Source organism: Blautia sp. AF19-13LB, from assembly GCF_003479105.1.
In the GTDB taxonomy this organism is placed as follows: Bacteria; Bacillota; Clostridia; order Lachnospirales; family Lachnospiraceae; genus Fusicatenibacter; species Fusicatenibacter saccharivorans.
Genome location: NZ_QUGO01000007.1, coordinates 71,341 through 88,595, shown reverse-complemented (window position 1 = coordinate 88,595; position 17,255 = coordinate 71,341). Strand labels below are relative to the sequence as shown.

Genomic DNA, 17,255 nt, shown 5'->3' with positions numbered 1-17,255 from the left:
AGCACAATGGAGGTGACTTAGAAAACATGACAGCAAAACTGTTGGAAAAACATATTACCGATACGATTCGGGAATGGCAGGTGAAGATCGGCTATGAGGGCGGTACGATGAAGCTCTACTACCCGGCGGAGTCCCTGCGCCGTTCCCTTTCTTTAGACGAAACAGAAGACCTGGATGCGGCACTTGCCGCGTTCTGTAAGGAAGTACAGCCGCGTCTTGGAACACTTGCGATTTCAGCGGTCAAGGACCGCTACTGCATGGAAATCCCGGAGGAGGGATGTTCTTATATCGAGCGGAAAATTCCTGTTCCGGAGCTCCTGCAGAACCTTCTGCAGGTGATCACAACGCCTGGAAACACAATGGAACAGGTTCGAAACTGCTTTTCTTCCTATGCAGAGAAAATGCATACTACCGTGGAAGAAAACGCATCCGAGGAGCATGAGATGGGCCATGTATTTTCTTTTTCAGACCCGTCTGTAGATGAATACTGTTACTGTGTCGAAGAAAATGAATTCGGCCTGACGTATCACCGTTTTTCACGGGAAGATTACGAGGCTTTATAAATAAAAGGAGGATATACACCATGGAATTTACAAAACTGCTGGAAGAAAGAAGAAGCATCCGCGCGTTTGATCCGGAGAAACACGTAACCGCAGAGCAGATCCAGGAGATCGTACAGGCAGCGATTCAGGCACCATCCTGGAAAAACTCACAGACAACACGGTACTATGCCCTTGTAACACCGGAGAAAGTCGAAGAATTTTCCGCAAAATGCCTTCCAGAATTCAATCAGAAGAGTTCAAAGGGAGCCGCACTTGTCGTAACAGCATTCGTAAAAGACCGCTCCGGCTTCACGCAGGACGGAACACCGGACAATGAAGTCGGAAACGGCTGGGGCTATTACGATCTTGGCCTGCATGACGAAAACCTGATCCTGCGCGCAAGAGAACTCGGCCTTGATACTCTGATTATGGGAATCCGTGATGAGAAAGCTATCCGTGAAGCCCTCTCCATTCCGGAGAATGAGCTCCTTGGTGCTGTCATTGCTGTCGGCTACCGTGCCATTAACCCGGACAAGCCGAAACGTAAAACCGTGGACGATATCTTAAAACTGTTCTAAATCCGGCGCATCCGTGTGAAGACGTGCGCGGTACTTTCCAGGCGGGAATCCAAAGAACCGGGAAAACTGCTTGCTGAACGCATAGACATCGCCATATCCGACAAGACCGGCAATTTCCTTCATCGGTACGCCGCCCTCGAGAAGAATACGGGCCTGCTCCATTCTCTTCCTGGTGCGGTACCGTGCAGGAGAGACGCCGGTCTGTTTTTTAAATACTTTTCGAAACGTCTCATAACCGATCTGGAGTGACCGGGCAAGCTCTTCGAGAGAAATTTCTTCATCAAGATTCTGCGAGAGCATATCGCAGGCGGCCTCGATCGGATCCCGCTGCAGATTCACCCGGTGCGCATGGTAGCCGTACATTCGCAGAATCTCTTTTTCCATCTCCGGAATCCGCAAAGGCAGCAGACTGTCCGGTGTGGCCTTTAACGACTGCAGAAGCTTCTGATACCGCTCGAGATCGCCGGGAAGCAGCTCTGCCTTTAACACCGGCTCCCGGTTCAGAACCGAAAGCGAGCAGAAAAAATCAAAAAACGGTTTCCCAATCGAAATAAAAAATTCCAGCCATTTCCCATCGGGGTCTACGCGTGTGGAATGCGGCACACCCGGCAGACGCTGGACCAGACTTCCCGCCTGCAGCGGATAGGAGGTGCCGTCCTCGGCAATATATTCCCCGCTCCCGCGCAGCAGCACGAAACAGCTGTAATACTCGTTCGAAAAATGATACTGCGAGCGGTCCGCTGTCTCTTTCCGCATAAAACCGCACGCCAGAATCCCGTTCTTCATTTCATTTCCAATACAGCGATAGATAACATCGCTCTTTTCTATTTTTGCAAGCAGATATTCCGGTATCATACGACTTCTCCTTTGCTTTCCCATTTTGGATAAAAGAAACACCAGATCAACTATTTCTCATCCGCGTGCAGTGTTTTATACTGAATCATAAGATAACTGCATGAATCTTTTGAAAATCCACAGATGTATTATATCACAGGAAAGCAAAAAAGGAACACCAATCTGGATAAAAAGAAGAGAGGCAGTCGGAAAATGCGAAAGCAAAGACAAGGAGGGTTTCAAGAACATGAGACAGACAAGAGACTGGGAAAATCAGTATATAACGCAGAAAAATCGTTATCCGATGCATACGCCGTACGGTGCGTATGAGACGGTAGAGCAGGCGCTCGCCGGAAATCGGAACGCGTCCCGCTTTGTAATGGATCTGAACGGAGACTGGAAATTCAAAATGTATCCGTCACCGGAAGCGGTGGAAGCATTTTATGAAGAGAATTTCGATCACGCAGCATGGGATACGATTCCGGTGCCGTCCAACTGGGAATTGCAGGGATATGGAAAGCCGGTTTACACCAATATGCTGTATCCGTTCAAACGGGAGGCAAACGGCGAAGCATTTGAGATCGAGATTATCGAAGGCACCTACGAGCTGAATGCGCCGTACGTACCGGAGAAAAATCTGACTGGCTGCTATTTCAGAACCTTCGAGGTTCCAACAGACTATATCGGCCGACAGCTTCTCATCGATTTCGGCGGTGTGGAGTCCTGCTTCTATCTCTGGGTCAACGGAAAACAGGTGGGGTATTCCCAGGACAGCAAAGTGAACGCGGAATTTGACATCACTGAATATGTGCAGGAGGGAACGAACACCCTCGCCGTACAGGTAATGCGCTACTGTGACGGTACTTACCTGGAAGATCAGGATTACTGGCATCTGTCCGGTATCTACCGCGATGTCCGCCTCGTATCGAAACCGGTGCAGCACATCCTGGACTATAAGGCAGAGACACTGTTCACACACCCGGATTACACGAAAGCTACCCTTTCTGTCACGATCTGGCCGGACAACTCCAAACCGCTGTACGGCGAGTATCATGCCAAAGTGACGCTGTATGATGCAGAACAGAACAAAGTAACCGAGATGGATTCGAGACCGTTTGCTGAGTGCGGCTTCTATCTGATGCCGAAATTCATCGCAACCGTTACTGCTCCGGTAGAGAACCCGGCACTCTGGACTGCAGAGACTCCGACACTTTACACCCTCGTTGTCGAGCTACAGAACAAAGAGAATGAGACGGTTGATATCGAGAGCTGCAAGGTCGGCTTCCGTCAGGTGGAAATCAACAGCCGCGGTGTTCTGACCCTGAATGGCAAACGCCTTGTGATCCGAGGTGTTGACCGCCACGATTTTTGCGCCGAGACGGGACGTACCGTTTCTGAGGAGCAGATGCGAAAAGAAATTGCTGTGATGAAACGCCTGAATTTCAACGCTGTTCGTACCAGCCATTATCCGAATTCCGTGAAATGGTATGATCTGTGTGACGAGCTTGGCATTTACCTTGTCGATGAGACAAATCTTGAGACGCACGGTTACGGCGGACAGCTCAGTGCATCCGCTGAGTGGACAGCCGCTTATCTGGAGCGTGCAACCCGTATGGTACTGCGTGATAAAAACCATCCTTCCATCGTCTTGTGGTCCCTTGGAAATGAATCCGGTGCCGGGGCGAATCATGCCGCGATGCACGGCTGGATCCGCGAATACGACAAGACAAGATACGTTCAGTATGAGTCCGGCAACCCAAAGAGTAATATTTCCGACGTTATCTGCCCAATGTATCCGACGATGAGCTGGCTTGAGGATGTGATGGCAGACGATTCCGATCTCCGCCCGTTCATCATGTGCGAATATGCGTATGCAAAGAGCAACAGCAACGGAAACTTCAGGGAGTTCTGGGACTATGTCAATAAATACCCGCGTTTCCAGGGCGGCTTTATCTGGGATTTCGCGGACAAGGCGATTGCGATCCACGAGGAGGACGGAAATATCAAATACGGCTACGGCGGAGCGTTCGGAGAGGATGTGACCGATCCGGTTCCGGATATGTGTCTGAATGGTGTTGTCTTTGCCGATCTTTCCTATAAACCGGGCGCCTATGAGGTGAGAAACGGCCAGTCCCCGGTTACGATTGAGCAGGTGAAAAATCCATATACCGGCGAAACTATATGGGTGCTGGCAAACCGCTACCATACCCTCGATCTTTCTCATCTGCAGGTGCGTTATGAAATTGTGCAGAACGGCGAAACGCTTGCCAAAGGCAGCTATCCGACATTTTACACGGCAGCCGGAACAACAGAGACGCTTCCGCTTCCGGAGCTTCCGGCGAAACTGCATGGCGAGGCGTATGTAAATTATTACGTTGAGCTTGCCCAAGATACCTTCTATGCACCGGCGGGAACAGAACTATACCGCCGTCAGATTCCGGTTACTTCAGGTGTTTATCTGGCAGACGAGAAAACGATTGTCGGGAAACCACTGACCGTATCGGAGGATGAAAATCATGTTCGCATCACCGGCGAAGAGACCGAAATTATCTTTGATAAAAAGACAGGTGAATTTACCAGATATCAGGCAAAGAGCGTTTCTTTTATGACCGGCGGAAAAGATGAATTTTACCGTGCCCCAACCGGTATTGATGAGGGAACCCATGAAAGTGATTACGATGATATCTGGCGCGCGGAAGGTCTGGATCGTCTGAAAAAGGAAGTACAGTCAGTATCGGCTGTCAGTGCCGGAAATCAGGTGCTTCTTGAAGTGCAGGCTTCCTATACCGCGGAGCCGGACAACGCAGTACTCTTTACCGCTCATACTCTGTATCGCATCGGCAGTGAGGGAATGGAGCTGAAAAACGAAGTAACAAACAACAGCGGCCTTGAGACCATCGCAAGAGTCGGACAGTCGTTCTGCCTTCCTGCAGCGTTTGATACGCTCAGCTGGTATGGAAAAGGTCCCTGGGAGACGTATGCAGACCGAAAAGACGCAGCACTGATTGGACTTTATACATCTTCTGTAGCAGAACAGCACGTTCCGTTTGCAGTACCGTGCGAATGCGGTGGCCATGAGGATACGCGATTTGCCGTTCTTTCAGATGGAACACATACCGTTCAGATTGTAGGCAGTGATGATTTCCATTTCAGTGCGCTTCCATATTCTATGGCAGAATATCGAAAAGCCGCATATGAGGAAGAACTTCCGGAGCATACGACAGGAACCTGGCTGATCCTGGATGCAGCACACGCAGGCCTTGGCGGAGATACCGGCTGGACGAAAAACATCCATCCGGAATATCGCGTATGCAAGGGAAGATATAGCTATACGTTCCGTTTCCATTTCGCATAAAAGAAAGAAATCGGCCAACTGTTTATTTTTCGGAAGGCAGACGGCCGATTTTATTTGCTCATTCGCAGCCATCATGAAAAGTTTTGCTTCGCAAAAGGAGAACTGCACACGCCTGAAGCACTTTTTTGCGCACCGGAGCAGCAATCATTTTGCCTGTTTTATTTAGTAGCGTTAATAATAAATACTTGACAATTTATAAGGAGTGGTGTAGGGTAAAGGTGTCAAAGGAATTTCACCGGATCGGGTGTAATTCCGTTCACTATCCTATACGAAAAGAAGAGGTATTCATGATGAAAGAATTAAAGCCAATCAAAGAGGGTAAGGTACGCGAGATTTATGATAACGGCGACAGCCTGATCATGGTAGCAACCGACCGTATTAGCTGTTTTGATGTCATTCTGAACAATGTGGTAACAAAAAAAGGTACCGTTCTGACCCAGATGTCCAAATTCTGGTTCGATCTGACAGAAGACATCCTTCCGAATCATATGATCTCTGTAGACGTAAAAGACATGCCGGAATTTTTCCAGCAGGAGAAATTTGACGGAAACAGCATGATGTGCCGTAAGCTGGAAATGCTTCCTATCGAGTGCATTGTCCGCGGCTACATTACCGGAAGCGGCTGGGCAAGCTATCAGAAAACAGGAAAAGTATGTGGCATCGAGCTTCCGGAAGGATTAAAAGAATCTGACAAGCTTCCTGAGCCAATCTACACTCCGTCCACAAAGGCTGAAATCGGAGATCATGACGAAAATATCTCTTATGAGCAGAGCATCGCCCATCTGGAAAAATACTTCCCGGGAAAAGGAGCCGAGTATGCAGAGAAGCTTCGCGACTACACCATCGCTCTGTATAAAAAATGTGCCGATTATGCTTTAAGCAAAGGCATTATCATTGCAGACACAAAATTTGAGTTTGGTCTTGATGAAAACGGAAATATCGTAATCGGCGACGAGATGCTGACTCCGGACAGCTCCCGCTTCTGGCCTGCAGATGGTTATGAACCAGGCCATGGTCAGCCATCTTTTGACAAACAGTTCGCGCGCGACTGGCTCAAAGCCAACGATGGAAACCACGACTGGACTCTGCCGCAGGAAATCGTAGACAAGACGATCGAGAAATATCTTCAGGCATATGAGATGCTGACAGGAAAACCGCTGGCATAAAGAACATCATAGTGTTAAAAAGCTACAGGAGGCAGGTTCTGCCTCCTGTTTTTGCATATTTTGTGATAAGATCAGATGATAATCTGATACTCAAATGCGTGAAACATGTGATATAATGGGAAGAAAGACAGGATGCGAAGGAGGAAACACGATATGAAAATTGCTGCTGCAATTGAAAAAATGACAGATTTTTATAAGGGAAATATTCATGATATTTATCATTTTCTGAAGGTATGGGCCTTTGCAAAGAACATCGGCGAGGCGGAAGGACTGGATCCAAAAACACAGGAAACGCTGGAGATGGCAGCTGTTGTCCATGATATTGCCTGCCCGCTGTGTCGGGAAAAATACGGAAATACCAGCGGAAAGCATCAGGAAGAGGAAAGTGCGCCGCTCGTTGCAGGATTTTTCAAAGATGTACCGGCAGGAGAACTGGATGTCGAACGCATCACATGGCTGGTTACGCATCATCATACCTATACAAATGTAGAGGGAATGGATTACCAGATCCTGCTGGAAGCCGATTTTCTGGTCAATGCCGGCGAGAGCGAATATTCAAAACAGGCGATTGAAAATTTCTGCAGAAAAGTATTTCGGACGGAAGCGGGAACGCATCTGTTGAAGAGTATGTTTCTGGAGAAGGAATAAGGTCATGAAGTGTGACATCCTCCCCCACCTCTACAGGTGGTGGAGGATGTCACTTTTACAGCAGGACAGCCGGGGTCATTTAACCTTTATGGCGGTCAACCGGGAGATCCCGAAGTATCTGGATGCTACCTTATGGAACAGGGGATTTGTGGATACAAACGGCAAATACTATGAGCTTTGGAATGCGCAGGCACAGTATTATACGGAGTAAAATTTTGGCAATCTGTCGGCAGAAGCCATTCACAGAGAGATTGGCGGTACACTGAAACGGCTGGGAACAGAGTATCTGGATCTGTATATCATTCACCGTTTTGACTACGAAACTCCGATTGAGGAAACAATGGAAGCCCTGAATGTATGACCGCACTGGCATGGCAATGGGCGAAGGGAGTCAGCTCCCCGATTATCGGTGCGACCAAGGCGGCAATTGTTTCGTAAAAAATTATGGCATGTAAAACGCCGTCAGACTACAACAAGTCTGACGGCGTTTTGCGTTAGGAAGCTCTTTGAAGAAACATCTATATTATTTCGTTTCCTGTCCCGCTTTCTTCCGGAACAGTTCTTTTCCACAGCTGATGACAATGATGACACCAAGAACCATCAGCAGAATGGCGATGATGAGCTGCAGTCCCTCAACGAGGAAGACAGCGGTTCCTGCTCCATACGCTTTTACAAGTGCGATGACACGCTCTACCAGTGCGGTAAAGGTGACGCAGAGCATGATGATAAGCGGCGGGAACAGGGTTCTGTTTTCACGGCCGGTGACTTTCAGGAAGACACAGAGCGTGATCAGAACGAGTGCACTCAGCATCTGGTTTGCACTTCCGAACAGCGGCCAGATATTGGCATATCCGATCTGGGTCAGGATGTAGCCGCAGAGCAGAGTAACAATGGTAGAGAAATATTTATTGCAGAGCAGCTTTCTCCATCCGGCAGCATGTTCCATATCATCGACAGTGAACAGTTCCTGGAAGGACATACGGCCGATTCGTGCAACGGAGTCAAGACTGGTAAGTGCCAGCGCCGATACACACATCGTCATGAAGCACTGTGCTCCGTATACCGGGATGCCGAACATTTCCAGAAATCCGGCAACACCGGAAGAAAAGATCGCAAATGGCGTTCCGACAGCAGCCGTACCGTCTGCAGAAGCAGCAGCACCGGCAACGCAGAGGGCGAGGACGGCAAGCAGGCTCTCCAGAACCATAGCTCCGTATCCGACTTTCTGCATATCTTTTTCATTCGCAATGGTTTTCGAAGAGGTTCCAGACGATACCAGGCTGTGGAATCCGGAAACAGCACCACAGGCAACGGTGACAAACAGGATCGGGAACAGATCTCCGGATGCCGCATTGTGGAAACCGGTGTACATTGGAAGATTCATTTTCGGGTGTGCAACAACAAGTCCGACAACAGCGCCAAGGATCATGCCGGCAAACATAAAGGTTGTCATAAAGTCACGCGGCTGCATCAGAAGCCACATCGGAAGGACAGCGGCAAGAAAGATGTAGGCAAATACCAGATAAGTCCAGGTTGCTTTGCTTGTTACAAGCGGTACATTCATGCCGATTGCAAAAGCTGCAACGGTGCATGCAAGGCCGAGTACCATTTCTTTCCAGCCTTTCCACTGCAGTTTTTTCTGGAGCAGTCCGAAGACAACAGCAAAAGCGATAAACAGAAGGGAGATGCTTCCGGCAGCGCCGTTTACAGTTGCCTGGGCAGAAAGCTTTGTGACGCCGTCAACCGTTTCGTAAGCATTAAATGTTCCGGCAACCATATCTGCAAAGGCGGCGATAACGATCAGTGTAAAGAGCCAGCAGAAGAGAAGAAACAGTTTTTTTCCTGTTTTGCCGATGTATTTCTCAATGAGAAGTCCCATGGATTTTCCTTCGTTTTTGACACTCGCATACAGCGCACCGAAATCGGTAACAGCACCAAAGAAGATACCGCCGATCAGGATCCATAAAAGGACGGGAACCCATCCAAAGACAGCGGCCTGAATGGCACCGGTGACAGGGCCTGCACCTGCGATTGAAGAAAACTGATGGGCGAATACGGTCCATCCATCGGTAGGGACGTAATCCTGACCGTCATTTTTTGCAACGGCAGGTGTTTTTGCTTTGGGATCGATGCCCCATTTCTTTGCCAGCCAGCTTCCGTAGAAGGTATAACCTGCTATCAGACATACAGCGGCGATCAGTACAATAACCAACGTGTTCATAATAAAATTCCTCCTCGTTCAAAAATGATATTTCCAGTTTACATGGATTTCAAATGGAAAAAGAAAAGGGAAAAGGCAATTGTGTTGGTATGCTTGGAAACAAAAAAAGCTTCGTCTCCCTGACTTATGCAAGAAGACGAAGCTTTCAAAAAACGCTCCGCGTTACCACTTCTAATTATCGGCTGTTTCTTTTGGTCGATCACTCAGACAAGATCCCCGAAACCATTTGATACACTTTCCGGTGAATCTCTTCTCTGCTAACGGTGAGAGGCCGGTCCGGACTACTTTCCATTTCTGGTTTCGTCTGTACAGCTCACAGGGGATTGTTCTTTGGGATACCTGCCATCTCGCACCAGCCGATGGTTCTCTGCAAAGGCTCACCCGAAAAATGTTGTCCTGCTCATTGCTTTTTTCTGATCCCTTTTTTTTTTTGAACACTTTGCATTATAGTCTCATTTTTCGGTTTGTCAAGCAATTTTAAAAAAAATATCATGTTTTTTCCCTGAAAATAGTAAAAATCTATTTCTTGACACAGAAAACCAAAATTTTTATAATAGAAGAAAAAGCGCAGAACCAGAAGGCTTCTGCGGAAAGGTGGTATTTTTGTATGGGGTATTATGACAAAGAACGTGTAAGGGGATTTTTGCACAATCAGGACGGTATTATTGTGAATGATTTCGGAGAAGAGGTGATTCTCCGCGGCTGGGGCATGGGAAACTGGGATAATCCGGAAGGATTTATGCTCGGCACCCAGAGCGGCTTTGGACTGTTCGAGCCTGGAAAATATGCGCCGATGGGACGCATGGACCGTGGAAGAAGTATGGACCAGATTCTACGGGAGACCTGCGGAACGAAATATGCGGAGGAGTTCTGGAAACGCTGGAGACGGCTGTATCTGACGGAGGAGGATATTGCACTTCTCTCCAGACGCGGTTACAATTCCGTGCGTCTGCCGATCCGCGCAGGAAGCTTTCTGTATGAGGAGCCGGGGATTACGTATAATGAAGATTCCTTTGCCATGCTGAATGATGTTCTCGACTGGTGTGAGACGTATCAGGTTTATGCTGTCGTAGATTTCCATGCGGCAACGGCAGGCCAGTCCGGAATTCCGTGTGATGACGGCGTGGACAATGGACAGCATCTGTATGACGATGAAGAATCGATGGAGCGGATGTTTCTTCTGATGGAAGAGTTTATGAGAAGATACAAAGACCGCTGGATCATCGGCGCATATGACTGTATCAACGAGCCGATCTCCATGACGCCGCGCCGCGAGGAGCTGACACCGAAGCTGGTCTATTTTTACGAGAAAATGATCCGCCGCTGCAGAAAGATCGACCAGAAACACTTATGCTTCTCTTGCCAGCGTTCTCCGTACCTGCCGGGAACAGAAGATCTGCCTGTGGATGGGCGAGACAGGAGGAAGAAATGAGCACGCATGGCAGACAACGATGTATGAGATTCTTGCCGAGTACCACGCCGGTTATAATCTGTGGTGCTGGAAAACGGTAGAGGGAGCAGGATGTGCTTCGATTCTGAACTTTAATGTTCCGGATGAATGGCATCTGATTACCGATTATGCAATTAATGGAGCTGCAAAACCGTCCTACGAGCATGCGCAGGCCATCTGGGACAGCTACCTGGAATGCCTGGCGGTCGATAAATGCAAAGAAAATACGCAGTATCATCCTTATCTGCTTCGAGAGGGCAATTTTGAGATCCCGGCGATCGGCTACAACGCGCTGCCGATGGATTCACACCGTGGTCTTAGTGATCTTCCGAATGCTACAGGATATCGTCTGTATGACCGGTTTGAATTGGTTTATGAAAAAGGATATCATCCTGAACCGGCCGGGTTTGCCGCACCGGGTCCGATCAAACATCCGAGAGATCATGTACAGCTTCAGCTGGGAGCAGGAGAGTATGCTTCCTATACAATCCGTGAAAAAGAAACCTATACCGTTTCTGTAACTTACTGTGCAGACAAAGAGGTGAAGGTACAGGCAGCTATTCAGGGAGAGACTCTTTTTGAAGGGGTAATGCCTCCTGCCGGTGAGAAAGTAACTTCGGATGTTCATCCATATTTTGCATATGAAACAGCACCGAACACACTCGAACGGTTCACACTCGGTACCGTTACAGGAGAAGGCATTCTGAAAATAGAGGTTCTGGACGGATGTGCACGGTTCGGACAGATTGTGATTCGGAAAAGTGAAAAATAGCAGAACATAACGTTTCTTTATGAGGAATAAATAACAGATCTATCTGCCCGCAGGAATCAAAAAAATCCGACGGGCAGATTTTTTTGATTTTTTTCAGTTTTCCATTGACAATTGCATCACTGGTGCTATAATAAAAACAAACATATGAATAAATGTTCATATGAACAGTGAAAATGAAAAAGGAGATCAAAAGCGATGAAGAAAACGTATAAGATCGATGTTGACTGCGCAAACTGTGCAAACAAAATGGAAGAGGCTGCAAAAAACACAGCAGGTGTAAAGGATGCTACCGTAAACTTTATGATGCTCAAAATGATCGTTGAGTTCGAAGACGGACAGGATCCAAAGAGCGTTATGCAGGATGTTCTGAAAAACTGCAAAAAAGTTGAGGATGACTGCGAGATCTTCCTCTAAAATAAAAAACTTTCATCGGCGGATGGAAGAAAAAGCTGGAGCAGAATAGATTCTAAAACCTGTCTGCGGTTCAGCTCGAGAAAAATCCAGTATTTTCTCTCTGGAGCAGCGGATTTGGATCTGTAAATCTCTGGGATGAAATGCTGGATTTTTTCATCCGGCGGTAAGAACAAAGGAGGCATATGTATGAATAAGAAACAGAAAAAGGTTCTCATCCGCGTCATCGTTGCATCGGTTCTTCTGATTCTCTGCACGGTACTGCCGACAACCGGCTATGTGCGATTTGCAACCTTTATGGTTCCTTATCTGGTCATCGGATACGATATCCTGAAAAAGGCCTGGAAGGGAATCCTGAACAAACAGGTATTTGATGAAAACTTTCTGATGGCTGTTGCAACGGTCGGTGCCATTCTGCTTGGCGAGTATCCGGAGGGCGTAGCCGTTATGCTGTTTTACCAGATCGGCGAACTGTTCCAGAGCTATGCTGTCGGAAAGAGCCGCCGGAACATCAGCGAACTGATGGATATCCGCCCGGATTATGCAAATATCGAGGTAGACGGAAAACTCGAGCAGGTTGATCCGGATGAAGTTGAGGTTGGCACAATCATCGTTGTACAGCCTGGTGAAAAGATTCCGATCGATGGTGTGATCGAAGAAGGAAACACCACACTGAATACCAGTGCCTTGACCGGAGAGAGTGTTCCGCGTGACGCCCGGGAGGGAGACGAAGTCATCAGCGGATGTATCAATATGTCCGGTCTGATTAAAGTAAAAACAACGAAAGAGTTTGGAGAGTCCACCGTATCCAAAATTCTGGACCTTGTGGAAAACTCCAGCTCCAAGAAATCAAGATCCGAGAACTTTATTTCCAAATTTGCGAAATACTATACACCGGCCGTCTGCTACGGTGCGCTGGCACTGGCAATTCTGCCGCCGCTGGTACGGATGCTGTTTTTAAGTGCCGCTCCTGAGTGGAACGTATGGATTTACCGTGCGCTGACCTTCCTGGTTATCAGCTGCCCTTGTGCACTGGTCATCAGTATTCCGCTCAGCTTCTTCGCCGGTATCGGCGGCGCAAGCCATGAAGGTGTCCTGGTGAAAGGTTCCAACTATCTGGAAACACTTTCCCAGACCAAATACGTTGTATTCGATAAAACCGGTACCATGACACAGGGTGTCTTTGAAGTAGCCGGTATTCACCACAATACGATCAGTCAGGAAGATGTTCTGGAATACGCAGCACTTGCTGAGTGTGCTTCGAGCCATCCGATCAGCAAGAGTCTGCAGAGAGCATATGGAAAACTGATCGACCGAAGCCGTGTCACGGACATCGAAGAGATCAGCGGAAACGGTGTAACAGCAAAGGTAGACGGTAAAAATGTCGCTGCCGGAAATGCAAAACTGATGGAGCGCCTTGGCGTTGATTATATCGACTGCCACAGCGTCGGCACCATCGTCCATGTTGCTGTAGACGGCAAGTATGCCGGACATATCCTGATCTGTGATATGATCAAACCGCATGCGAAAGAGGCGATTCAGGCGCTGCGGAAATCCGGTATTAAAAAGACGATTATGCTGACCGGAGACTCCAAGCGGATAGCCGATCAGGTAGCTGCAGATCTTGGAATTGATGAAGTTTACAGCGAACTGCTTCCTGGTGACAAAGTAAGTAAAGTGGAAGAGCTGCTTGCCGCAAAGACAGAAAAAGAAAAACTTGCCTTCGTAGGTGACGGCATCAACGATGCACCGGTACTGTCCCGTGCCGATATCGGTATTGCGATGGGAGCACTTGGTTCCGACGCAGCAATTGAAGCAGCTGATATCGTTCTGATGGACGACGATCCGCTCAAGATTTCCAAAGCAATTCACATTTCCAGAAAATGTATTCACATTGTTTATGAGAATATTTATTTTGCAATTGGTATCAAAGTATTGTTCCTGCTTCTGGGAGCCATCGGTATCGCTAACATGTGGATGGCAATTTTCGCAGATGTCGGAGTTATGATTCTGGCGGTTCTGAATGCAATTCGTGCTCTGTTTGTGAAAAATTTATAGAAAGACGAGGACACAAAATGGCAAAAATCAATCCGGAAGAAGCTGATCTGTGCTGTGACTCCTGTGAGGTTCATGAAAATCTGGTAAAGATTGTCAATGAGACCATGCCGGATGAAACAGAGCTTTACGATCTGGCAGAGCTTTTCAAGGTATTTGGTGATTCCACGCGGATCCAGATCCTGTTTGTCCTGTTTGAGGCAGAGGTATGCGTCTGCGACCTGGCAGAAGCACTGCACATGACACAGTCCGCAATTTCCCACCAGCTTCGCATTCTGAAGCAGAATAAGCTGGTAAAGAGCAGACGAGAAGGAAAATCGGTGTTCTACTCTCTTGCAGATGGTCATGTACGGACAATCATCGCACAGGGACAGGAGCATATTGAAGAGGATTAAAAAAAGCATAAGATAGCAGAAACGTCCCGCAGATGAGAAATTTCATTTGCGGGACGTTTCTGCTTTTCACATTCATTCTTTATTTGGTAAACCATGCTTCCCGAACATGCTGTTTTAGAAGGTTCCGTGCATTTTGGAAGCTGTTTTTTTTACTTTGTTTACATAACCGAATTATGTAAAGTATTTCTTGAATTTCATGATTTATACTCCTCGGAGTAATACGGAATGCAGAGATACATACCGTCCGTGATCTGGTTGGAACTCAGGTGATTGATCTCACGGACCTCAGCAATGTAACTGGAAATATCGGAGTATTCTTCTGTACGGTATTCTTTGGCGATATCCCACAGTGTATCGCCGGAAGAAACGCGGATACTGGTGTAGTATTTGTAGGTTGGAGCTTTCGGCTCACTGTCTGCCTGCGTATTCTGCGGCGTGAAGTGGAAGATTAAAAGAAATGTGACGGCAACCAGAGACAGGAGAGCGGCGGCTGCGCGGATCTGCAGTTTTCTTCTCTGGATTTTTCGTCTTTCTCTCAGTGATTTTCTTTTCTTTGCATTGGTACTCATGTAAAATTCCCCCTTGATTTGTGATAGAAGAGTAGTTGTGCTACGTGAACATTTGTTCTTTCGAATATATGTTCATTATAATAAAAGAACGTATGTTTGTCAATACGAAATACGAACAAATTTTCGGAACTTTTGTTTGCGTTCCGGTTGGATTTATGGTAAAATTTATTTGGTATATTTTAAGCAAATATCGTATAGAAAGAGGGGACTACCCTAATTCATATAAAAAACGAAACGACAGGAGGAACATACGATGGCTGGAGACAAAAATAAACTGACAGAGAAACAGAGACAGATTCTCGAATATTTAAAACAGGAAATTTTGCAGAGAGGATTCCCGCCGTCTGTGCGTGAGATCTGCGAAGCGGTTTCCCTTCGTTCTACATCCTCGGTACATGCACATCTGGAAACACTGGAGCGGAAAGGCTATATCAAACGAGATGCAACAAAACCGAGAGCCATTGAAATCTGCGATGAAGGATTCCATACCGGCCGCCTTGGTGCAATCCAGGGAATTGCATCGGAAGACACCGCATCCCAGAGCGAGGTTGCACAGATTCCGCTGATCGGCAAAGTAGCTGCCGGAGAACCGATTCTTGCGGTAGAGAATATTGAAGGATATTTTCCGATGCCGGTAGACCGTCTGCCAAACGCAGAAACGTTCCTTTTAAAGGTACAGGGCGAAAGCATGGTAAATGCAGGTATTTTAGACGGTGACCTTGTTCTTGTGGAACAACAGGCAACTGCGGAAAATGGAGAAAAAATTGTCGCTCTGGTCAATGATTCCGCTACAGTAAAAACATTCTACAAGGAAGACGGTTATTTCCGCCTGCAGCCGGAAAACGATGAGATGGATCCGATCCTTGTGAATGATCTGCAGATCGTAGGAAAGGTAATCGGAGTATTAAGATTTTTATCCTGAAAAATAAAAGAAGAAAATAAAAAATGTTGTGAAAAAACGAACAAGAAATCGGCCTGTAAAATTCGGCGGTTTCAGAGGAAAAACCGGTGATTTCTGAAAGTAACTCTTCAACTATTCGAAAAACCTGCGTTTCCCGAATAGTTATATAGAAGAAATACTTCTTTCATTTTCCCGGTTTTTCTGTTTAGAAAGGCTCATTTGCAGTTATGAAATCAAAAATTACGTATCACGAACAAACCGATATGGAAAATACACTGAAGCTCCGCGAGGTTCTGAAGACGCTTCCCTCTTTTACTTCCGAATTTTTCCGCGGCATCAGCACAACGACATCGACCAGCACACGGATCAAATATGCATATGACCTTCGGATCTTTTTTCAGTATCTGCAGAAAGAAAATCCGGAACTTGCCAAAATTCCCATGGATCAGATGTCCGTTGATGTGCTTGACCAGGTCACTGCACTTGATCTTGAGGAATACACAGAATATTTAAAGGCTTATATCGGTTCCCAGGAATCTTATACCACCAACGGGGAAAAAGGCCTGAAACGAAAATTGTCGGCACTTCGGACGTTCTATTCCTATTATTTCAAAAAGGAACTGATTGAGACAAATCCTACGCTGCTTATCGATATGCCGAAGCTCCATGAAAAAGAAATTATCCGTCTGGAGCCAAATGAGGTTGCGGAGCTTCTCGATTTTATTGAATCCTGCGGCGACGGGCTGAGCAATCATCAGCGGGCCTACTATGAAAAAACAAAGGAACGTGATTTTGCAATCATTACTCTTCTGCTTGGCACGGGAATCCGTGTGTCGGAATGTGTCGGGTTAGATATTGAGGATGTCGATTTTAAAAACAATGGCATCAAAGTGCTTCGAAAAGGTGGAAATGAAATGTTTGTCTACTTTGGAGATGAAGTTGCCGAGGCACTGAAAAAGTATATCGAAGTCCGCGCAGGTATTACGCCTGTGGCAGGACACGAACACGCACTCTTCTATTCGGCGCAGAGAAAACGGATCAACGTCAAGACAGTGGAAAATCTGGTGAAGAAATATGCGTCCCAGGTGACGACAACGAAGAAAATTACGCCGCATAAACTGCGTAGTACGTACGGTACGACGCTGTATCAAGAAACAGGCGATATTTATCTTGTTGCGGATGTTCTCGGCCATAAGGATGTCAATACGACGAAGAAACATTATGCTGCCATGGACGATGCAAGGCGCCGTCAGGCTGCCACAGCGGTACGGCTGCGGGAGTCCATGCCGGAGCATGAGGAATAAAAACATATCAGAAACCAAAAGAGGAATCAACAGGGATTATATCCCATTCGTTGA

Annotated in this window: 16 protein-coding genes and 1 pseudogene; 14 read left to right on the top strand and 3 right to left on the bottom strand. The window is 47.1% G+C overall.

Going from position 1 to position 17,255, the window contains the following annotated elements; translation table 11 throughout:
• The first annotated feature begins 26 nt into the window (after window positions 1-26).
• Both DWX32_RS08760 and DWX32_RS08755 read left to right on the top strand, forming a co-directional pair.
• A complete protein-coding gene (locus DWX32_RS08760; RefSeq protein ID WP_055266095.1) occupies window positions 27-563 on the top strand; it encodes a DUF3877 family protein in 537 nt (178 codons plus the stop codon).
• Between the two features lie 20 nt (window positions 564-583).
• Window positions 584-1,120, top strand: a complete 537-nt coding sequence (locus DWX32_RS08755) for a nitroreductase family protein (protein ID WP_117508939.1) — start codon at window positions 584-586, stop codon at window positions 1,118-1,120.
• On the opposite strand, the gene DWX32_RS08750 is transcribed toward DWX32_RS08755, so the two are convergent.
• On the bottom strand, window positions 1,106-1,975 hold the full coding sequence (locus tag DWX32_RS08750) for an AraC family transcriptional regulator (protein ID WP_158579564.1): 870 nt from the start codon (window positions 1,973-1,975) through the stop codon (window positions 1,106-1,108). The two genes, DWX32_RS08755 and DWX32_RS08750, sit on opposite strands and share 15 nt — an antisense overlap.
• Before the next feature lie 226 nt (window positions 1,976-2,201).
• Between DWX32_RS08750 and DWX32_RS08745 the strand changes: the two genes are divergently transcribed.
• The 5 genes and pseudogenes from DWX32_RS08745 to DWX32_RS08730 all read left to right on the top strand — a co-directional run.
• Complete coding sequence (locus DWX32_RS08745; RefSeq protein ID WP_158579563.1) at window positions 2,202-5,309, top strand: glycoside hydrolase family 2 TIM barrel-domain containing protein; 3,108 nt, start codon at window positions 2,202-2,204, stop codon at window positions 5,307-5,309.
• Between the two features lie 290 nt (window positions 5,310-5,599).
• Window positions 5,600-6,475, top strand: coding sequence for a phosphoribosylaminoimidazolesuccinocarboxamide synthase (locus DWX32_RS08740; protein WP_055217859.1), 876 nt, complete (start codon window positions 5,600-5,602; stop codon window positions 6,473-6,475).
• A gap of 153 nt (window positions 6,476-6,628) precedes the next feature.
• On the top strand, window positions 6,629-7,123 hold the full coding sequence (locus DWX32_RS08735; RefSeq protein ID WP_118659656.1) for an HD domain-containing protein: 495 nt from the start codon (window positions 6,629-6,631) through the stop codon (window positions 7,121-7,123).
• A 46-nt stretch (window positions 7,124-7,169) separates the two neighbouring features.
• On the top strand, window positions 7,170-7,334 hold the full coding sequence (locus DWX32_RS19565; protein ID WP_022462877.1) for a hypothetical protein: 165 nt from the start codon (window positions 7,170-7,172) through the stop codon (window positions 7,332-7,334).
• Window positions 7,335-7,478 (top strand): annotated as a pseudogene (locus DWX32_RS08730) (aldo/keto reductase); the annotation flags it as partial.
• 168 nt (window positions 7,479-7,646) lie between these two features.
• Here DWX32_RS08730 and DWX32_RS08725 read toward each other — a convergent pair.
• Entirely contained in the window at window positions 7,647-9,344 is a 1,698-nt protein-coding gene (locus DWX32_RS08725; protein WP_022462875.1) for a carbon starvation CstA family protein, read from the bottom strand.
• Window positions 9,345-9,951: 607 nt separating this feature from the next.
• Here DWX32_RS08725 and DWX32_RS08720 point away from each other — a divergent pair.
• The 5 genes from DWX32_RS08720 (at window position 9,952) to DWX32_RS08695 (ending at window position 14,427) form a co-directional block, all read left to right on the top strand.
• Window positions 9,952-10,776: a glycoside hydrolase family 5 protein gene (locus DWX32_RS08720; protein WP_118659654.1), complete on the top strand. Its 825-nt coding sequence runs from the start codon at window positions 9,952-9,954 to the stop codon at window positions 10,774-10,776.
• The gene (locus DWX32_RS08715; protein WP_118659652.1) at window positions 10,751-11,566 is read left to right on the top strand and encodes a hypothetical protein; all 816 of its coding nucleotides are present in this window, start codon (window positions 10,751-10,753) and stop codon (window positions 11,564-11,566) included. Before DWX32_RS08720 ends, DWX32_RS08715 begins: the two co-directional genes overlap by 26 nt.
• A 195-nt stretch (window positions 11,567-11,761) precedes the next feature.
• On the top strand, window positions 11,762-11,980 hold the full coding sequence (locus tag DWX32_RS08710; RefSeq protein ID WP_055266075.1) for a cation transporter: 219 nt from the start codon (window positions 11,762-11,764) through the stop codon (window positions 11,978-11,980).
• A 186-nt stretch (window positions 11,981-12,166) separates the two neighbouring features.
• The gene (locus DWX32_RS08700) at window positions 12,167-14,035 is read left to right on the top strand and encodes a heavy metal translocating P-type ATPase (protein WP_118600971.1); all 1,869 of its coding nucleotides are present in this window, start codon (window positions 12,167-12,169) and stop codon (window positions 14,033-14,035) included.
• A gap of 17 nt (window positions 14,036-14,052) precedes the next feature.
• Window positions 14,053-14,427, top strand: a complete 375-nt coding sequence (locus tag DWX32_RS08695) for an ArsR/SmtB family transcription factor (RefSeq protein ID WP_055217845.1) — start codon at window positions 14,053-14,055, stop codon at window positions 14,425-14,427.
• A 194-nt stretch (window positions 14,428-14,621) separates the two neighbouring features.
• On the opposite strand, the gene DWX32_RS08690 is transcribed toward DWX32_RS08695, so the two are convergent.
• Window positions 14,622-14,996, bottom strand: a complete 375-nt coding sequence (locus DWX32_RS08690) for a LysM peptidoglycan-binding domain-containing protein (protein ID WP_022462870.1) — start codon at window positions 14,994-14,996, stop codon at window positions 14,622-14,624.
• A gap of 253 nt (window positions 14,997-15,249) precedes the next feature.
• On the opposite strand from DWX32_RS08690, the gene lexA reads away from it, so the two are divergent.
• Together lexA and DWX32_RS08680 are read left to right on the top strand one after the other, a co-directional pair.
• On the top strand, window positions 15,250-15,918 hold the full coding sequence (gene lexA, locus DWX32_RS08685) for a transcriptional repressor LexA (protein ID WP_055217843.1): 669 nt from the start codon (window positions 15,250-15,252) through the stop codon (window positions 15,916-15,918).
• Between the two features lie 206 nt (window positions 15,919-16,124).
• Window positions 16,125-17,201: a tyrosine-type recombinase/integrase gene (locus DWX32_RS08680; protein WP_022462868.1), complete on the top strand. Its 1,077-nt coding sequence runs from the start codon at window positions 16,125-16,127 to the stop codon at window positions 17,199-17,201.
• Window positions 17,202-17,255 lie beyond the last annotated feature (54 nt).